Genomic DNA, 16,318 nt, shown 5'->3' on the forward strand with positions numbered 1-16,318 from the left:
GCCGCATAAGTGCGGCCGTCTCGCGGATGATGTCTGATGGAAAGATTGGCTTTGGAGCCAACGCTTGCTGACGCGCAAAGGCCAAAAGCCTGCGCACCAATTCAGCGCCACGATCAGACGATTGCACGATTGGATCGATCAACTCTTTCTTTGCACCGCCAGATATTTCCAGAAGCTCCGCGTGACCGCGTATTGCCGTCAGAAGGTTGTTGAAGTCATGTGCAATACCGGCCGTAAGCTGACCGACTGCTTCCAATTTTTGGGTCTGAAGCAGTCGTTCCTCATTGCGCTTCCTCTCTTCCAAGGCATCACGGCGTGCAGCTTCAAGCAGTTCTCCCATGCGTTCGTTTTGGGTGTTGAGGATCGTACGCGCTTCGAATTCGGATACGAATACACGCTCATGACGCTTGATGCTTTGAGAAATTATGATGAAGAAAGTCACGGAGACGAGTGCGAATGCCCAGAAGGTCGGCATCTCGGCGGTCCGGCTAAAGCCAGCAAACGATCCCACGAGGATTATTCCGCAAAACGTATAAGCTGCAGCAGGAAGTGGATAGAGTGTGATAGCGCCTCCAGCAATCATGCCCGCCGCCAATGCAATCAGGAATGACTGCAGGAGACCATCGGCTTCCGGAAGAATGATCAATCCCGGGTATGCCCAGAGTGCCCCCAGAAACGCGGCCTGGATCAAACTTCGCCTGTAAGTGCGAATGGAGAGTGTCTTGGGAAACGGTTTTCGTCGTCTCATGAACTGTCTGAATATGACCCAACCTGAAACGATCATCACAACCATCGCCCAAAAGATGGCATCGACACGGGTCTCCTTCTCAAACCAAAGGATCAAGAGCACCGACAAGGCGTTGGCGATATTCGCCAACATCATTGTCGGTGTCAGTCGAGAGATAGCGTAGACGCGCCTCGCCAAGACCTTGCCGTCTTCCACCAAGCTGGCTCGATCAATCTCGAGCGTGTGCGGATTGGGCCCGCCGAAAGAGTTCATGTGTGATCCAATTTTGCATACCACGCTTGACAGAGTGCGGCGTATCGACATCAAAAATGCAACCCTAGAGTGACCCGCGCACCTATAGCAAGGCCGCTGTCAAATGACCCGCAAACTATCCTTGTAGGCGGGAGCTTCGGGCAGAAAGTCAAACCATCCGCAGCGCATTGGCACGTCATCCGCAGACTGCGTGTTCGATCCTCAAAATCGTGCACCTTCATCGAACGGCCCGTTCGCTGGGTCGCACTGCTACATCTGACCCAGTGAACGAGAGGCGGATCTGGGCTCACCTAGATTTTCACAAAATGGGAAGGGTTTCCTGGTCTCTGCTTTGAACGCAGGCTCGGCAGCTTGAACTCGCTCTGTCAGCGAACGCTCAGCGAATGGCGGCAATGCGGGCTGCAACCGCAGCAATCAAAGACTGTGCCCAATGTCTGGACTGGGCCGATGATGCTCTTTGTGCCGATGTCTCATCCGAGACTTTGCAAAGTCCGCTTTCTGCGCGGAGCAATCATTTAGGACGTTGACGCTTTGATCCCTGGTTTAACATTGGGCGAAAGCAGCGGGGTTTGAAAACCGTTCTGGTCACGAGGTCAGAAAAGCCTTGGCAATCTTACTGGCCGAGTCGGGTTGCAGCACGCACCAGATCATGTCGGTGTCGGCTCGCACACAAGCGGCGAAAAGCGCTGCTTACAGCGAATCTGCGAAAAAATTATTTCTTGCCCAGACTGCTATGCATGGCATTTTACACATCCGGTTTTAGTCAAATGTGTATCACGCTCTTTTTATGCGGTACACAAATACGAAAAGAATTAGCAAAAACAGCTACTTAAAAATAGCTTGGTACCCAAGGCCGGACTCGAACCGGCACGCCTCGCGGCGGGGGATTTTGAATCCCCTGCGTCTACCATTCCGCCACTTGGGCAACACACGCGACTTAACCTGTGCTGAAGCGCCCGGCAAGTGGATTTTGCGCAAAATCGCCGGTGAATTGCTTGACCCAATCCACATGTCATGGTCTGAGAACGACGTCAGTATCGGGAACCATTTCTTTATGTTGCGAAAACTCTACGACTGGACTTTGAGCATGGTGGATCACCCTCATGCTTTGTGGGTTCTGGCCTTCATCAGTTTCATCGAAAGCTCGGTTTTTCCGATCCCCCCTGATATCTTGATGATCCCCATGATCCTTGCGCGCCCTTCACGTGCCTGGCTGATCGCGGGGGTAGCACTGGTGTTTTCGGTGCTGGGGGGCATGTTGGGCTATGCGATCGGCGCGTTTGCCTTTGAATCAATCGGCAAACCCATCCTGGAGAGCCTGGGCAAAGATGATGCGATGGCGGCCTTCAGCACACGCTTCAACGATCTGGGGTTCTGGGCGGTACTGACCGCAGGTGTGACCCCCTTCCCGTACAAGGTGATTACGATCATGTCGGGTTGGACCGCCATGCCACTGGGTACGTTTGTCGCCACGTCGATACTGGCGCGGGGGCTGCGATTTTTCCTAGTGGCTTTCCTGCTTTGGAAATTCGGCGAACCGATCCGTGATTTCATTGAACGGCGCCTGGGCTTGATGTTCACACTCTTCATTTTGCTTCTGGTGGGCGGCTTCGCAGCCCTCAAATTCCTGTGACCCGCACTCAAGCGGTCGCAATTGCGAGCCTAGGGTCACTTGCACTTTTGCTTGGGGCTTTTGCGTTTCAGCATATCGGCGGCCTGCCCCCGTGCAAAATGTGCATTTGGCAGCGCTACCCGCACGTCAGCGCGGTGGTTTTCGGGGCCATGGCGTTGTCGTTTCAAAACAGAGTTTTGATCATAGCCGGGGCCCTGGCGGCTTTGGCATCTGGCTTGATCGGCCTGTTTCATGTTGGTGTGGAACAAGGCTGGTGGGATGGTCCGACCACATGCTCTTCGGGGCCGGTTGGCGGTGTCAGCCCACAAGAACTGCTCGATCAGATCCTCACCGCCCCTTTGGTGCGATGTGATGAAATCGCCTGGGACCTTTTTGGCATTAGCATGGCGGGTTGGAATGCCATCGTGTCCTTTTCACTGGTTGCCCTATGGTTGCTGGCACTCAAACGCTCCTAGGAGGCTTTTCGAGTGCTCAAGAGCAAGCTTGTCTCGCTGGCATTAACACCGTCGAGCCGTCGCACCTGCGTCAACACCTGGTCAAAATCCTCTAGTGTCGCAGTGCCGATCTCAACGATCACATCCCACCGACCATTTGTGGAATAGACCCGCCGCAACTCAGGCATGCCGGATAACTGCCTCATGATCCGATCTGTTCCGCGCCCTTGAATTGCAATCATCATTAAGCCCTTTACAGGATCGCTCTGCACGTCTTCTTTCATAACGACAGAAAACCCGAGTATGTCGCCCCTCTCCTGCAGTTTCGTCATCCGAATACGCACGGTTGCGCGGGTCAGCCCTAGAAGAGACGCCAATTCTGAAAGAGACGCCCTCGCGTTATGCCTGAGCGCGCTTACCAGTCTTTTGTCCGTTTCGTCCATTTTAAGTGTCCTTAATGATCAATTGAATATCAATATGAACAAAATGGCTGCTTGTTGATACCACATAATGATCACTAGATTACTCCAAACGGAATTAGCGGAGCCTCCCATGACACAACAGACATGTATTTTGATCGGTGCCCCGGTCGACAGTGGCAAACGCCGCCGCGGGTGTTTGATGGGACCGGATGCCTATCGCACAGCAGGACTGGCCGAAGCGCTCGCAGATCTGGGGTATCATGTACAGGATCGTGGCAATATCGCACCTGCCACCTTTGCCGGCGCGCCGCACGACAGGATTCATGCGCTTGAAGAAACAATCGGTTGGACAAAGGCGCTGGCGGATGCTGCTCAGGCTGGTTTGCAAGACGGTATGCCTATCTTCCTGGGAGGCGATCATTCTTTGTCGCTTGGGTCTGTTTTGGGTGCGATGCGCCACGCCGATACAGTAAAACGTCCGCTCTTTGTACTTTGGCTGGACGCCCACAGCGATTTTCACACCCCTGCGACCACGGACAGTGGCAACTTGCATGGAACGCCTCTGGGCTATGTAAGCGGGCGGCCGGATTTTGTTGGATTCCCCGAGATCGACAGACCCCTGCCTCAGGAAAACATAGCAATCATGGGATTGCGGTCCGTTGACGGAGCCGAACGCGTGGCTTTGCAAGACACGGCTATTCACCGCGTGGATATGCGTGAGATCGACGAGAAAGGCATCGCCAAACCACTGGGCCAATTTCTTGAACGCGTCGCCGCCGCGCAGGGTATGTTACATGTGTCTCTGGACGTTGATTTCCTGGACCCCTCTATCGCGCCAGCGGTTGGCACTACGGTTCCTGGCGGTGCAACCATCCGTGAGGGCCATCTGGTCATGGAGATGCTGCACGACAGCGGATTGATGACATCGCTCGACCTTGTGGAACTAAATCCTTTTCTGGACGAACGCGGGCGGACCGCACAGGTCATGGTAGATCTGGCGGCCTCTGCTCTGGGGCGCCGGGTCTTTGATCGCCCGACAAGGGCTTTTTGATCATGCGCATGAAATTGATCAGCGTTACGGTGACGACTTGGCTGAACCAAATTCCTGCTCACTCCTCAACAGAGCGCATTGCTTTTTCGCGAGCGCAATGGAGCGAGTTGTCCAAGGTGTTCCTGTCAAAGCAAAGATCTTTCATCATTCGTTGGCGCGCATACAGCTGTTTCGGACATCCTCTCAAAGAGGTGGCTGAAGTATTCAAAACCATATTTTCTGCCCCTCTTGAGATTACGTTGCGCGATTGCCCCGCGTTGCCGCGCTCAAAACCCAACCAAAGGTACTCGACATGATCAATGCCGCACCCTCGGACAAAGCACTTGTGCCCTTCGTTTCAGTCGATCACATGATGCAACTCATCCACCATATCGGCGTCGAAGAGATGCTATGTGGCCTTGCCGAGTATATTGAAGCCGACTTCAAACGCTGGCAGCTTTTTGACAAAACGCCGCGCGTTGCAAGCCATTCCACCGAAGGTGTAATCGAGCTGATGCCCACGTCAGATGGAGAAGTCTATGGGTTCAAGTATGTAAACGGTCACCCCAAAAATACCGCTGAAGGATTGCAGACTGTCACCGCATTTGGCCTGTTGGCAGATGTGTCCAACGGATACCCTGTGCTTTTGTCAGAAATGACTCTTTTGACAGCCATGCGCACGGCGGCAACCTCTGCACTGGTCGCGCGGACTTTGGCGCCAAAGGGCGCAACGACTATGGCGATGATCGGCAACGGCGCGCAATCAGAGTTCCAAAGCCTCGCGATGAAGGCTATTTGCGGGATTCGCGAAATCCGCCTCTACGACACGGACCCGCAGGCTACCCAAAAATGCGCGTCCAATCTTGCGGATCAGGGGCTGATCCTGACCACATGCTCCACAGCAGAAGAAGCGATGGTTGGGGCTCAGATCATCACCACCTGCACCGCTGACAAGCAATACGCCACCATCCTGACGGACAACATGGTGGGTGCAGGCGTGCACATCAACGCCATTGGTGGCGACTGTCCGGGCAAGACCGAGCTTGCCCCTGCGATCCTGCACCGATCTGATATCTTCGTGGAATATCCTGAACAGACGCGCATTGAGGGTGAAATTCAACAACTGGCCGAAACCCACCCTGTCACCGAAATATGGCAGGTTTTTACCGGTCAAGCCGAAGGGCGCGTCTCGGACAAGCAAATCACTCTGTTTGATTCTGTAGGCTTTGCCATCGAAGACTTCAGCGCGCTGAGATACATACGTGACCAGATCAAAGAGACAGGTCTGTTTCACCCGCTAGATCTGTTGGCGGATCCGGACAATCCGCGTGACCTTTTCGGCATGTTGCAACGGTCGAAATAGAAAAAGCCAGCAGGCTGTGTGCCGTTTTGGGCACCAAAACACAAAAATGATGTGCGCGGCATCGCCGCGCGCATTTGGATTATAGACTACTAGCGCGTCACATCATGACCATAGATCCAATCGAACTGACGCATCATCATACCCGGCGCCAACTTGCTACCCAGACCCAAGCCGATATGCGCAAGAGACCGCACAGGGCCTTCTGGCAAATGGTACTTCCAGGCGTTCTTGCTGGCGGCATCGATCACCTTGGCAACACGGGCGTGTCGCAAGCCCTGATAGCGGTCCGGGTTCTTTCCACTGGTCAGACAATCGGACAAGACCCAGGCGTCCTCTAAAGCGAGATTTGCTCCTTGTGCCAGAAATGGCAACGTTGGATGCGCTGCATCCCCCAGCAATGCCACGTGACCCTTATGCCAAGTTTCAACCACCGGATGACGGAAGAGACCCCATAGGTTCACCTCCTGAACTTGCTGCAACAGCGACTTGGCCGCGCCGCCAAAATCCGCAAAGGCCGCGCGCAAATGATCCGGGTCATCCGCGTGGTGCCAACCTTCAGACGCCCAAGCGTCGCGTTCCTGAACCGCCACGATATTCATAGAGCGCCCATCGTTGATGGGGTAGTTCACCAAATGGCGCCCTGGCCCCATGGTAACGCATACCACTGGCTCCGGTTGATGCGCAGGTACTGTCGCGCGCCACGCGATTTGCCCAGTAAAGCGCGATTCCGCACCCGGTGAGACAGCTTGCCTTCCGACGGAATGCACGCCATCCGCACAGACAATGACCTCTGCCCGCGCTGCACTGCCATCTGCAAGTTCGACTTCCGGAACACGGCCGGGTCTCACAGATAACACCTTTGCCCCAAACTCTATTGAAACACGTGCAGCTTGGGCCGCCTGCGCCAGAACCTGGACCAAACTGTGCCTGTGTAGAAACAGATAGCGCCGGTTCTTCATCCTCGTGAGATCAAGCTGCGCGACTTGCCGACCTTGCTTGTAGTCCGCCAAAACGACACCGCGTGCCGTTACGGCTCCAGATCGCGATATTGCATCCTCCAGTCCTAATGCTTGCAGTACGGCCAGGCCGTTCGGACTTATTTGCAATCCGGCACCTACTTCGACTATTTCGGGCGCTTGCTCCAGCAGACGCACAGCCAAGCCCTTGCGCGCCAGTGCCGTGGCGCAGGCCAACCCTCCGATACCGGCTCCGACAACAATTGCATTTCTAATCATGGCATGCCCTTCAAAACAAAAGCGCCGAAGCTTATGCTTCGACGCTTTGTTATCTCATTTGGCCGTGATTGCGTGGGGTCAATCGTCGCGGTGGACTTTTTCCCGACGCTCGTGACGCTCCTGCGCCTCCAGACTCATGGTCGCAATTGGCCGCGCATCCAAGCGTTTCAGCGAGATCGGTTCCCCTGTCACGGAACAATATCCAAACTCACCTTCTTCTATCCGGCGCAGTGCCCCATCGATCTTGCTGACCAATTTGCGCTGGCGATCCCGCGTCCGCAGTTCAAGAGAGCGGTCTGTCTCTTCGGATGCCCGGTCGGCCACGTCCGGGATATTACGCGTCCCGTCCTGCAAACCTTCGATCGTATCTTTGCTACCAGCAAGCAACTCGGACCGCCAATTCAACAGTTTGCGCCGAAAATACTCAACCTGTCTGTCATTCATGAACGGTTCATCTTCAGCCGGGCGATAGTCGTCCGGCAGAAACACTTCCTGCTTCATTTGTTTCCCCTCAACGTGGCTAACGTCTGTCATATGCGACTTGTCCTCAGATCAAGTGCCCCCATTGCCGCCACGCTCTACCCCACGTCTTTACAATTGTCACTACACAAAGCTGAAGAATTCCGGCTAAAAGCGAAACAAGATTTCATCGCGCAAAGGGTTGACACAAGAATGAAATTTCAGGGAACCACTGACTACATCGCCACAGATGACCTCACGGTCGCTGTGAATGAAGCCGTCACACTGGAACGTCCGCTGCTGGTCAAGGGTGAACCTGGTACCGGCAAAACCGAATTGGCGCGCCAGGTCAGTCTTTCACTCGATCTCCCCATGATTGAATGGAACATTAAATCCACCACCCGAGCGCAGCAGGGATTGTATGAATATGACGCCGTAAGCCGTCTGCGCGACAGCCAATTGGGCGAAGCACGCGTACATGACGTGCAAAACTATATCCGCAAAGGCAAACTCTGGGAGGCCTTTGAAGCAGATCACAAAGTTGTCTTGTTGATTGATGAGATCGATAAAGCCGACATCGAGTTTCCCAATGATCTGCTTCAGGAACTGGATAAGATGGAATTCTATGTCTACGAGACCGGTGAAACCATCAAAGCACGTCACCGGCCTGTGGTGATCATCACGTCCAACAATGAAAAGGAACTGCCGGATGCTTTCCTGCGGCGGTGTTTTTTCCACTATATCCGGTTCCCCGAGATCGAAACCCTGCGTCAGATTGTCGAAGTGCATTTTCCAGGCATAAAAGAAGCGCTTCTCACCACGGCGTTGACACAGTTCTATGACGTTCGCGAACAGGCAGGTTTGAAGAAGAAGCCCTCTACATCCGAAGTTCTGGACTGGTTGAAGCTTTTGCTCGCCGAAGATCTGAGCGCTGAAGATCTCAAATCATCTGCGACAAATGCCCTGCCGAAACTGCATGGCGCCTTGTTGAAAAACGAACAAGATGTCCATTTGTTCGAGCGTCTTGCCTTTATGGCGCGGAGCGGGCGGTAAGCTGGTTGCATTAATTTTGCGCATATGCTGGGACCTTGCCTTATCTCTTTTCTCGTCTAACCTAAGCTCACCGCGTTGCGGTGGTAGTCCCAAGAATCAAGCAGGCAGAACAAAATGTTAGACAGTACAGCTGTCGTGGTGCGCCCTCTTCGGGCATCCGATAAAACAGAATGGGCAAGGATGTGGACCGCCTATCTGGCGTTTTACGAAACTGCGCGGCCCCAGGAGATCTTTGATCTATATTTTGACAGACTTTTGGGTGATGATCCTCAGGATTACAATGGCTTAGTCGCCGACATTGATGGAAAGCTTGTAGGTTTTACGCATTACCTTTATCACCGACATGGGTGGTCCGATGAAAACGTCTGTTACCTGCAAGATCTCTTTGCCGACCCGTCTGTGCGGGGACAGGGCGTCGGGCGTGCTTTGATAGAGGCCGTCTATGCTTCTGCTGACGCAGATGGCGCTCCCGGGGTTTACTGGCTCACACAAGATTTCAACAAGACTGCACGACATCTTTACGACCGCATCGGCAAACAAACCCCTTTCATCAAATACACACGCTCATGAAAAACTGGAAGATCGCGCCGCTTATCTTGCTGCTGACCGGTTGCGTTCCATTCTCGCAAGAGGGGGTGCCTTCGCGCGCAGTGATTGCTGAGAGCAGCCTGCCTCCGATGAAGACTTTTGGCCGCGCGGAAGTGCGAGCATCAGTCGTCGCTAATGCCGACATGGTTCGAGATTTCATCGAATTGTCTTTCCAAATGGAAAGCGGCCGTCCTTTGCCCGTGATTACCAGGTTCGAAAACGACATTACCCTGCGTGTTACCGGATCCCCTCCACCAACCCTGAACGGTGATTTGAGTGCATTGTTGGGACGGCTGAGAGATGAGGCCGACATTACAATTACTCCGACAATCTCCCCGGACGCCAACATCACCATCCAATCGGTTTCGCGCAAAGATATTCGGCGATTATTGCCTCAGGCGGCTTGCTTCGTGGCACCAAACGTCAGCTCACTCAGGGAATATCGCGCGGCACGGCGCAGCCCGCGTACGAATTGGACATTGCTGCAAACGCGCGAAAAAGTGGCGATTTTCATTCCAAATGATGTGAGCGCGCAGGAGGCCCGGGATTGCTTGCATGAAGAGCTGGCCCAGGCGCTGGGGCCTCTCAATGATCTTTACCGCTTGCCCAACTCTGTTTTCAATGATGACAACGTACATACCGTTTTGACGAATTTTGACATGCTGATCCTGCGCGCGACCTACGCGCCAGAACTGGCATCTGGCATGTCACGTTCTGATGTCGCGGCGCGTCTTCCAGCGCTTTTTGCCCGCTTGAATCCGGCGGGTCAAACGGGGCCTCGCCCTGCCCCAAGCCCTACGCCACCAGAATGGCGAGATGCCATTCAAACGGCGCTCGGCCCTGGTGCCAGCCGTTCTATGCGGCGTTCAGCCACGGATGATGCTGTGCGAATTGCAACTGAGCTGGGTTGGAGAGACAACCGTCGTGGTTTTGCGCATTACGCAAAGGCGCGCGTCTTACAGGCCACTGACCCGGCAGCCGCAAAACGCGAATACATGCGCGCCGACCAGTTCTATGCGAGATCAAGTAGCACACGTCTGCATCGTGCCTACGTTGCAACACAACTGGCCGCTTATGAGATTGCAAATGGCAATGCCGAGCGCGCTTTGCGGTTGATAGAGCCTAATATCGACCTTGCACGTCAATCGCAGAACGCGGCGTTGCTGGCGACATTGCAATTGCTCCAAGCAGAAGCGCTGATCCTGGCAGGCCGCGACAGCGAAGCGCGCACCGTGACACTGGACAGTCTGGGGTGGGCGCGGTACGGCTTCGGCCCGGATTGGGCCGTGCGCGCCAAGCAACGCGAGATATACGCGCTTAACCCTGGAAACGCACCGGCCTGACGTTAGTTTTGCAAAGACTGGCGGGGCTTTGGCACGCAGAATGAGGGATCAATGATTGTTATAGCAGCTGCCATTCTGGGCGCTATCATTGGCGGAGTTACTGCCGCTCGTCGCAAAGGCAACCGCAAGGATATTGCGCAATATGCGGTTGGCTACGCCATGGCATTTATCACTGTGGGCATGATTGTCACTGTGCTGGTGCACCGAATGATCGTGTAGTTTGCTTGCCATGTTTCTTCCTTTCTTTGATGCATTGCGAAAAACCGGATTGCCTGTGTCTTTGCGGGAATTCCTGTCTTTCTTGGAAGCCATGCAAGCCGATCTGGTAACCTACGATGTTGAGGCTTTCTACTATCTGGCTCGCGTCACGCTGGTGAAAGACGAACGGAACATCGATAAATTCGACCGTGCCTTTGCTGCTGCATTTTCCGGTCTTGAAACCATTTCCAAAGATGTGGTGTTGGAGGCTGTCGATATAACACCGGAGTGGCTGGAAAAAATGGCGGAAAAGCACCTGACCGCCGCAGAAAAAGCGGAAATTGAAGCTTTAGGTGGCTTTGATAAGCTCATGGAAACCCTCAAGAAACGTCTTGAAGAGCAAAAAGGTCGCCACCAGGGCGGCAACAAGTGGATTGGTACGGCGGGAACATCACCATTTGGCGCCTACGGTTATAATCCCGAAGGCGTGCGCATTGGGCAGGATAGCTCGCGCCATCAGCGTGCTATCAAAGTGTGGGACAAAAGAGAATTCAAGAACTTAGACGACACTGTTGAATTAGGCACACGCAACATCAAGGTGGCGCTGAAACGGTTGCGCCGATGGGCGCGCGACGGTGCCAATGACGAGTTGGATCTAAACGGAACGATACGTGCCACGGCGGAACACGGGTATCTCGATGTAAAAACCCGGCCGGAACGCCGCAACGCGGTCAAAGTGTTGCTGTTCCTTGATGTCGGTGGATCGATGGATGCCCACGTGAAGGTTGTTGAAGAGTTATTCTCCGCTGCCCGCGCGGAGTTCAAGTATATGGAGTATTTTTACTTTCATAATTGTCTCTACGAAGGCGTTTGGCGCGATAATCGGCGACGGTGGGATGCTCAGGTCCTGACACACGAGGTTTTGCGCACATATGGATCTGACTACAAATGCATCTTTGTCGGTGATGCATCCATGTCGCCTTATGAGGTTGCCTACTCTGGTGGTGCGTCTGAGCATTGGAATGCGGAGAGTGGCGCGACATGGCTGGCACGCGCATGTGATCAATGGCCATCGACCCTTTGGATCAACCCGGTGCCGGAAAAATACTGGCCGTATACCCAATCTATCGCAATGATCCAGGAGGTTATAGGACCCGAGGCAATGGTCCCCATGACGCTTGAAGGGTTGTCGCGCGGTATGAAATCGCTCACCAGATAGGAGCGCGGTAGCCTGCTGTTGGGCAAAATACACCAGCCCGCTTCGGGAAAAACTTGCCGACTAGGGCGCGCTCCCCCATATCCATTGTATGATTAAGCTCACACCCATCCTGCTGGCTATTCTATATGCCATCGTCAGCTACCGATTTTCCGCTTGGCGCACCGCCAAGGAATTGGACGCACGCTCGACTGAACTGGCCGATGCCGATCTCAAAGCGCTGACCGACCGCATGGCCGCCGCATTGGAATTGCCGCGCATTCGCGTCAACATCTACGAAATTGATCCCGTTAACGGGCTTGCCGCGCCGGACGGGCGTATTTTCATCACCCGCGGCTTCTACAACCGGTACCGATCTGGAGAGGTGACCGGCGAGGAAATGGCCAGCGTCATTGCCCACGAGATGGGGCATGTCGCCTTGGGTCATTCGCGCCGCCGCATGATTGATTTCTCCGGCCAGAACGCTTTGCGCACCGCTTTGGCGATGGTGCTGGGACGCTTTATTCCGGGAGTCGGCGTTTGGATCGCGGGCATGCTGACCACCCTGTTGGCTGCAAGGCTCTCACGTTCCGATGAGTATGAAGCGGATGCTTATGCGGCAGCTTTGCTGACCAAGGCAGGCATGGGCATCGAATCGCAGATCAGCCTGTTTGAAAAACTTGAAGGGCTCACTCAGCAAAACGGCGGCACCGCGCCTGCCTGGTTGCTCAGTCACCCCAAAACCGACGAACGCATATCTGCCTTGCGCGCGCTTGAAGCGAAATGGATTTCGCAGCGTTAGGGACTAGGTCGATGACAATGCTTTGGCCAAACGAGGCAGTCGCGCTTTTTTCAACAAGGCGCGCATTTCCCAAGCCTCTCCCGAGAGCTCTCGCGCCTGCGCCAGAACGCGGGTTGCGACGTTACTAACCGGGTCAGGTTGGTGTTGCCATAGGCGATGCAGGTATCCATCTGGATCAACACGTTCGAGACTTTCTTCGGCAAGCGCGTTGCGAGGAAAATCTTTGGCATTCATAGTCATAATCGCATCACTTGATGTTGATATTGCGGTCGCCAGTACATGAATGTCATTTTCATCCGGCAACCAAAGGCGCGCTTCCAGATGGGGTGCCGCGCTGGCCTCCGCGTTTGGCCAATTTGCGCGCAAAATCGCAATCTCACTGCGGGCTTGCATTTCTCCTGTTGGTCCAAGTTTGCGCGCTGCGCGGGCCCATTCTTCCAGAATACGGGCAGACCAAAGCGGCTCGAATGCGCCTTGTTGTGCCACCCCGACCACCATTTCTCGCATGATGGTCGGGTAGAGCACACAGGCGTCGATCACGATTCTCATATTTTAGAGCTGAAAGAAGACAGATTTAAGATACCCGCTTTCCGCAAGTTGTGGCAGCTGTGGATGGTCCGGCCCGGCGAACCCGGTGTGAACAATAGCGGCCCGCCGTCCAGCGCGCCCGATCCCGCGGACACTGGCGTTTCGAAAGGCTGAGAGGTCCGCCGCATGGGAACAGGAACAGAGCCCCAGAATTCCGTTTTCCGCCACCAAGACTGCTGCCAGCCGCGCCACACGTTCATAGGCCCGCAGCCCCGCGTCCAAAGCGGGCCGTGCTGGTGCAAAGGCTGGCGGATCGCAAATGACCAGGTCGAATTCCGCGCCCTCGTTGCGCAAAGCAACGAGCATGTCAAATGCATCCCCTTGCCGTGTCGCAAACCGGTCCTGCACGCCCATGGCCGCGGCCCCCGCTTCTGCAAGATCAAGCGCCGCGCGTGATCCGTCCACAGCCAGAGCCTGTGAAGCACCCGCTGCCAATGCGGCCAGTGAGAACCCGCCAACATGGCTAAACACGTCCAAAACGCGCGCGCCGTTTGACACAGAGGCTGCGAAGGCGTGATTGGGCCGCTGATCATAAAAAATTCCGGTTTTCTGTCCACCGGTCAAATCCGCGAGATAGGTGGCACCATTCATCGGAACCTGAACCGGAGCATCAGGCGCTTCGCCTGCCAAAACAGCGTTGACATCGTCCAGCCCTTCCAAGGAGCGCGTCCGACCCGAAGCATTCTTGAGAACGGTAGTGACACCGGTCACAGACTGCAAAGCCGCTGTCAGCGGGGTCAGCAAGGTCTCTGCCCAGGCTGCATTGGGCTGGATGACACAGACCGTGTCAAACCTGTCGATCACAACGCCAGGCAAACCATCTGCCTCTGCGTGGATCAGCCGGTAAAAGGGCGCGTCAAACATTCTTTTGCGCGCACCAAGTGCTTTGGCAATGCGTGTTTCGAACCAGCTCTGATCTATCTGTGCCGTCGGGTTCTGGTCCAGCATCCGCGCCATGATTTTTGAGAGCGGGTTGACGGCCACAACCCCCATGGGCACGCGGGCATCGTCTTGCAATTGCGCCAAGGCACCAGGCGGTAGCGCCTTGGTGCGGCGGTCCGTTACCAACTCATTGGCATAGACCCACGGAAAACCATGTCGCACGGCGCGGGCATTGGCTTTGGGTTTCAATCGGACAACCGGCAGGCTGTCGGGGATGGGGTAGGACTGGGAATGAGGCGCTGTCATAGCGCTGTCCTCTAGTCTGTTCTGCGCCCAAGCGAAAGATCAGATTGTGCGATGGCGCTGTACGATCTTGAATGGTTATGAGTGATCTTTGCCGTTTAGGGCTTTGAGCTCTGACTGGATCACCGCCGCGAGATGCGCAGTAATGCGCGCTTTCTGCGTTTGACCTTTGCGGTCAGCATCAATGGCACGTTTGCCACCTAGGGCGTTAAGGTTTGCTTTAACCTGGCGCGGGGTTTCGAGTAACACGCCCGTATTGGCTTCTTTTAATGACAAGATAAATGTAATCGAATGGACGCCACCAATGGAATAGCGGGCTCTTTCGGTCAGCGAGTGAAACCGCTGAACCTCGATGTATAGATCCACAGGCACGCCATCGGTCATTGAGGCCACACCTTGCCCAATGGCTGCGTCAAAAATTGCTTTGACTTGTTCGTGACGATCACCTGCTGGATCGCCGCGCCAGACAATATCCCCGGGAGGGTAAAATCGATTGGATTCCGATACTTTCAGGCTTCTTGGAACGCTGACAATGACACGGGTTACATCAAAAGACCGGTGCTGGATGTCGTCGGGTGCCGCCAAAAGATTTTGCTGATGCGTGGGGTTGCTCAACGGGGATCTGTCATCGACGTTGGCCCAACGCACACTATCCACAAACCCACAGCCCGAAACCAACGCGGCCAAGACACTTGCCATGATCAAACGGGTCCGGTTCAAGCCACTCTCCTCAGCGCGCGATGGCACGCGTGCCCGCTGTCGGACACGTTGTAAAAAACAACAGCAGCTTAACTATGAAACATATTTGGTTAAATTATCCTAACGACCGGAAAAATAATCAGTTTCTTGGCCGGGATCGCCATCCCCCGCGACGGCGAGGGCTCGCCATACCTGCAAGTCCTTCGCTCATCACTTCGATCATCGGGTGATCAGGGTGCCGCTGGCCATATTGCGCCAACAAGGCCTTGAGCACCCGGTTTGTATCTTGCTCGACGGGGAGACTGAGTGCCCAGTCCAGAAAGATTGTGCGGCACTCGCTTTTGCTGATGCCATCAATCCGAAAGGATTCAAAAATCAAACCCTTGGGGTCATTCTCATCGCCCTTTTTCACGGGTCATTCTCCGCGTTCTTTATGGAAAGCGACGCGTCGAGTATGGCGCCAGAACGGGTGTAGCTGACGGAAAGCCGTTTTTCGAGGCACTCCATGGTTTCCTCCTCCAAGGCGCGCAAGACGAATGATTTACCCGCCGGTCCAAGGGTTTCGACATCCAGCGGCTTGTCCGACAAAAGACGCGTAGCCTGATACAGTTTGGAGTAAGACGCATAGAGTGATTTGAGATCGCGCCCTTCTGCGTCGCTCAAAAGCCCCGATGCGACAGCTGCAGTAAGCCCGGCGTCGATTTCCCCCTTTGCGTTACCGTCAATGAGCGCCCCAGCCTGCGCCAGCATCTCAATATCTTGTAACCTGCCCGGTCCGATTTTCGCATCCCACAGACTGGCGGGCGTTTTTGCAGCCTGAATACGCGCACGCATCTGAGACACTTCCAAGACCACCTCGTCCCGCGTACGTTTGTTTCGCAACAGGTGTTCCAGGAAAGTCGTGACGTCCAGTGCCAGGTTATCAGGGCCCGCTACAACTTTGGCGCGGGTCAGAGCCATATGCTCCCACACCCATGCTTCTGAGGTTTGATAGCTTTGAAAAGAAGTCCAACTGGTGGCCACCGGCCCCTGAGTGCCCGTCTGTAGCAGGCGCATGTCGACTTCAAACCGCCGTCCTTGGGACCCCGGCG

The 16,318-nt window shown here is 54.8% G+C and carries 18 protein-coding genes, 1 tRNA gene and 1 pseudogene; 10 read left to right on the plus strand and 10 right to left on the minus strand.

Annotated elements, in window-relative coordinates; all coding sequences use genetic code 11:
• Positions 1-1,000, minus strand: a 1,000-nt coding sequence (locus tag AB8B75_RS06290; RefSeq protein ID WP_405360729.1) for a sensor histidine kinase, incomplete at its 3' end; no start/stop codon positions are given.
• Positions 1,001-1,841: 841 nt separating this feature from the next.
• Positions 1,842-1,925, minus strand: a tRNA-Leu gene (locus AB8B75_RS06295).
• A gap of 129 nt (positions 1,926-2,054) precedes the next feature.
• On the opposite strand from AB8B75_RS06295, the gene AB8B75_RS06300 reads away from it, so the two are divergent.
• Both AB8B75_RS06300 and AB8B75_RS06305 read left to right on the plus strand, forming a co-directional pair.
• The gene (locus AB8B75_RS06300; RefSeq protein WP_405360752.1) at positions 2,055-2,633 is read left to right on the plus strand and encodes a YqaA family protein; all 579 of its coding nucleotides are present in this window, start codon (positions 2,055-2,057) and stop codon (positions 2,631-2,633) included.
• On the plus strand, positions 2,630-3,088 hold the full coding sequence (locus tag AB8B75_RS06305; protein WP_405360731.1) for a disulfide bond formation protein B: 459 nt from the start codon (positions 2,630-2,632) through the stop codon (positions 3,086-3,088). The genes AB8B75_RS06300 and AB8B75_RS06305 overlap by 4 nt, the downstream gene beginning before the upstream one ends.
• On the opposite strand, the gene AB8B75_RS06310 is transcribed toward AB8B75_RS06305, so the two are convergent.
• A complete protein-coding gene (locus tag AB8B75_RS06310; RefSeq protein WP_405360733.1) occupies positions 3,085-3,510 on the minus strand; it encodes an Lrp/AsnC family transcriptional regulator in 426 nt (141 codons plus the stop codon). The genes AB8B75_RS06305 and AB8B75_RS06310 overlap by 4 nt on opposite strands.
• 109 nt (positions 3,511-3,619) lie before the next feature.
• On the opposite strand from AB8B75_RS06310, the gene rocF reads away from it, so the two are divergent.
• Positions 3,620-4,540 (plus strand): arginase, encoded by a 921-nt coding sequence (rocF, locus tag AB8B75_RS06315; RefSeq protein ID WP_405360734.1) that lies wholly within the window; start codon positions 3,620-3,622, stop codon positions 4,538-4,540.
• Positions 4,541-4,832: 292 nt separating this feature from the next.
• On the plus strand, positions 4,833-5,882 hold the full coding sequence (locus tag AB8B75_RS06320) for an ornithine cyclodeaminase (protein ID WP_405360735.1): 1,050 nt from the start codon (positions 4,833-4,835) through the stop codon (positions 5,880-5,882).
• Between the two features lie 89 nt (positions 5,883-5,971).
• Here AB8B75_RS06320 and AB8B75_RS06325 read toward each other — a convergent pair whose 3' ends face one another.
• Both AB8B75_RS06325 and dksA read right to left on the minus strand, forming a co-directional pair.
• Positions 5,972-7,117, minus strand: coding sequence for an FAD-dependent monooxygenase (locus AB8B75_RS06325; RefSeq protein ID WP_405360737.1), 1,146 nt, complete (start codon positions 7,115-7,117; stop codon positions 5,972-5,974).
• A gap of 78 nt (positions 7,118-7,195) precedes the next feature.
• Entirely contained in the window at positions 7,196-7,651 is a 456-nt protein-coding gene (gene dksA, locus AB8B75_RS06330; RefSeq protein ID WP_405360739.1) for an RNA polymerase-binding protein DksA, read from the minus strand.
• Between the two features lie 138 nt (positions 7,652-7,789).
• Here dksA and AB8B75_RS06335 point away from each other — a divergent pair, with 138 nt between their 5' ends.
• The 6 genes from AB8B75_RS06335 to AB8B75_RS06360 all read left to right on the plus strand — a co-directional run bounded on the left by AB8B75_RS06335 (position 7,790) and on the right by AB8B75_RS06360 (position 12,755).
• Positions 7,790-8,629, plus strand: a complete 840-nt coding sequence (locus AB8B75_RS06335) for an AAA family ATPase (protein WP_405360740.1) — start codon at positions 7,790-7,792, stop codon at positions 8,627-8,629.
• Between the two features lie 114 nt (positions 8,630-8,743).
• Entirely contained in the window at positions 8,744-9,199 is a 456-nt protein-coding gene (locus AB8B75_RS06340) for a GNAT family N-acetyltransferase (protein WP_405360741.1), read from the plus strand.
• Entirely contained in the window at positions 9,196-10,560 is a 1,365-nt protein-coding gene (locus AB8B75_RS06345) for a DUF2927 domain-containing protein (RefSeq protein ID WP_405360743.1), read from the plus strand. The genes AB8B75_RS06340 and AB8B75_RS06345 overlap by 4 nt, the downstream gene beginning before the upstream one ends.
• 51 nt (positions 10,561-10,611) lie before the next feature.
• Positions 10,612-10,779 (plus strand): apolipoprotein acyltransferase, encoded by a 168-nt coding sequence (locus AB8B75_RS06350; protein WP_405360744.1) that lies wholly within the window; start codon positions 10,612-10,614, stop codon positions 10,777-10,779.
• Positions 10,780-10,789: 10 nt separating this feature from the next.
• On the plus strand, positions 10,790-11,977 hold the full coding sequence (locus AB8B75_RS06355; RefSeq protein WP_405360746.1) for a vWA domain-containing protein: 1,188 nt from the start codon (positions 10,790-10,792) through the stop codon (positions 11,975-11,977).
• Positions 11,978-12,065: 88 nt separating this feature from the next.
• A complete protein-coding gene (locus tag AB8B75_RS06360; protein ID WP_405360747.1) occupies positions 12,066-12,755 on the plus strand; it encodes a M48 family metalloprotease in 690 nt (229 codons plus the stop codon).
• A 3-nt stretch (positions 12,756-12,758) separates the two neighbouring features.
• Here the strand turns inward: AB8B75_RS06360 and AB8B75_RS06365 are convergent, their stop codons facing one another.
• From AB8B75_RS06365 to AB8B75_RS06385, 5 genes and pseudogenes are all read right to left on the minus strand, one after another.
• Positions 12,759-13,304: an RSP_2648 family PIN domain-containing protein gene (locus AB8B75_RS06365; RefSeq protein ID WP_405360748.1), complete on the minus strand. Its 546-nt coding sequence runs from the start codon at positions 13,302-13,304 to the stop codon at positions 12,759-12,761.
• Between the two features lie 3 nt (positions 13,305-13,307).
• Complete coding sequence (locus tag AB8B75_RS06370; protein ID WP_405360749.1) at positions 13,308-14,531, minus strand: RSP_2647 family RNA methyltransferase; 1,224 nt, start codon at positions 14,529-14,531, stop codon at positions 13,308-13,310.
• A gap of 75 nt (positions 14,532-14,606) precedes the next feature.
• Complete coding sequence (locus tag AB8B75_RS06375) at positions 14,607-15,248, minus strand: DUF6778 family protein (protein ID WP_405360750.1); 642 nt, start codon at positions 15,246-15,248, stop codon at positions 14,607-14,609.
• Positions 15,249-15,366: 118 nt separating this feature from the next.
• Complete coding sequence (locus AB8B75_RS06380; RefSeq protein WP_405360751.1) at positions 15,367-15,639, minus strand: hypothetical protein; 273 nt, start codon at positions 15,637-15,639, stop codon at positions 15,367-15,369.
• Positions 15,636-16,318: pseudogene (locus AB8B75_RS06385) on the minus strand (glutamine-synthetase adenylyltransferase); the annotation flags it as partial. The gene AB8B75_RS06380 and the pseudogene AB8B75_RS06385, both read right to left, overlap by 4 nt.

It is taken from the genome of Roseobacter sp. (genome assembly GCF_045106495.1).
GTDB lineage: Bacteria > Pseudomonadota > Alphaproteobacteria > Rhodobacterales > Rhodobacteraceae > Roseobacter.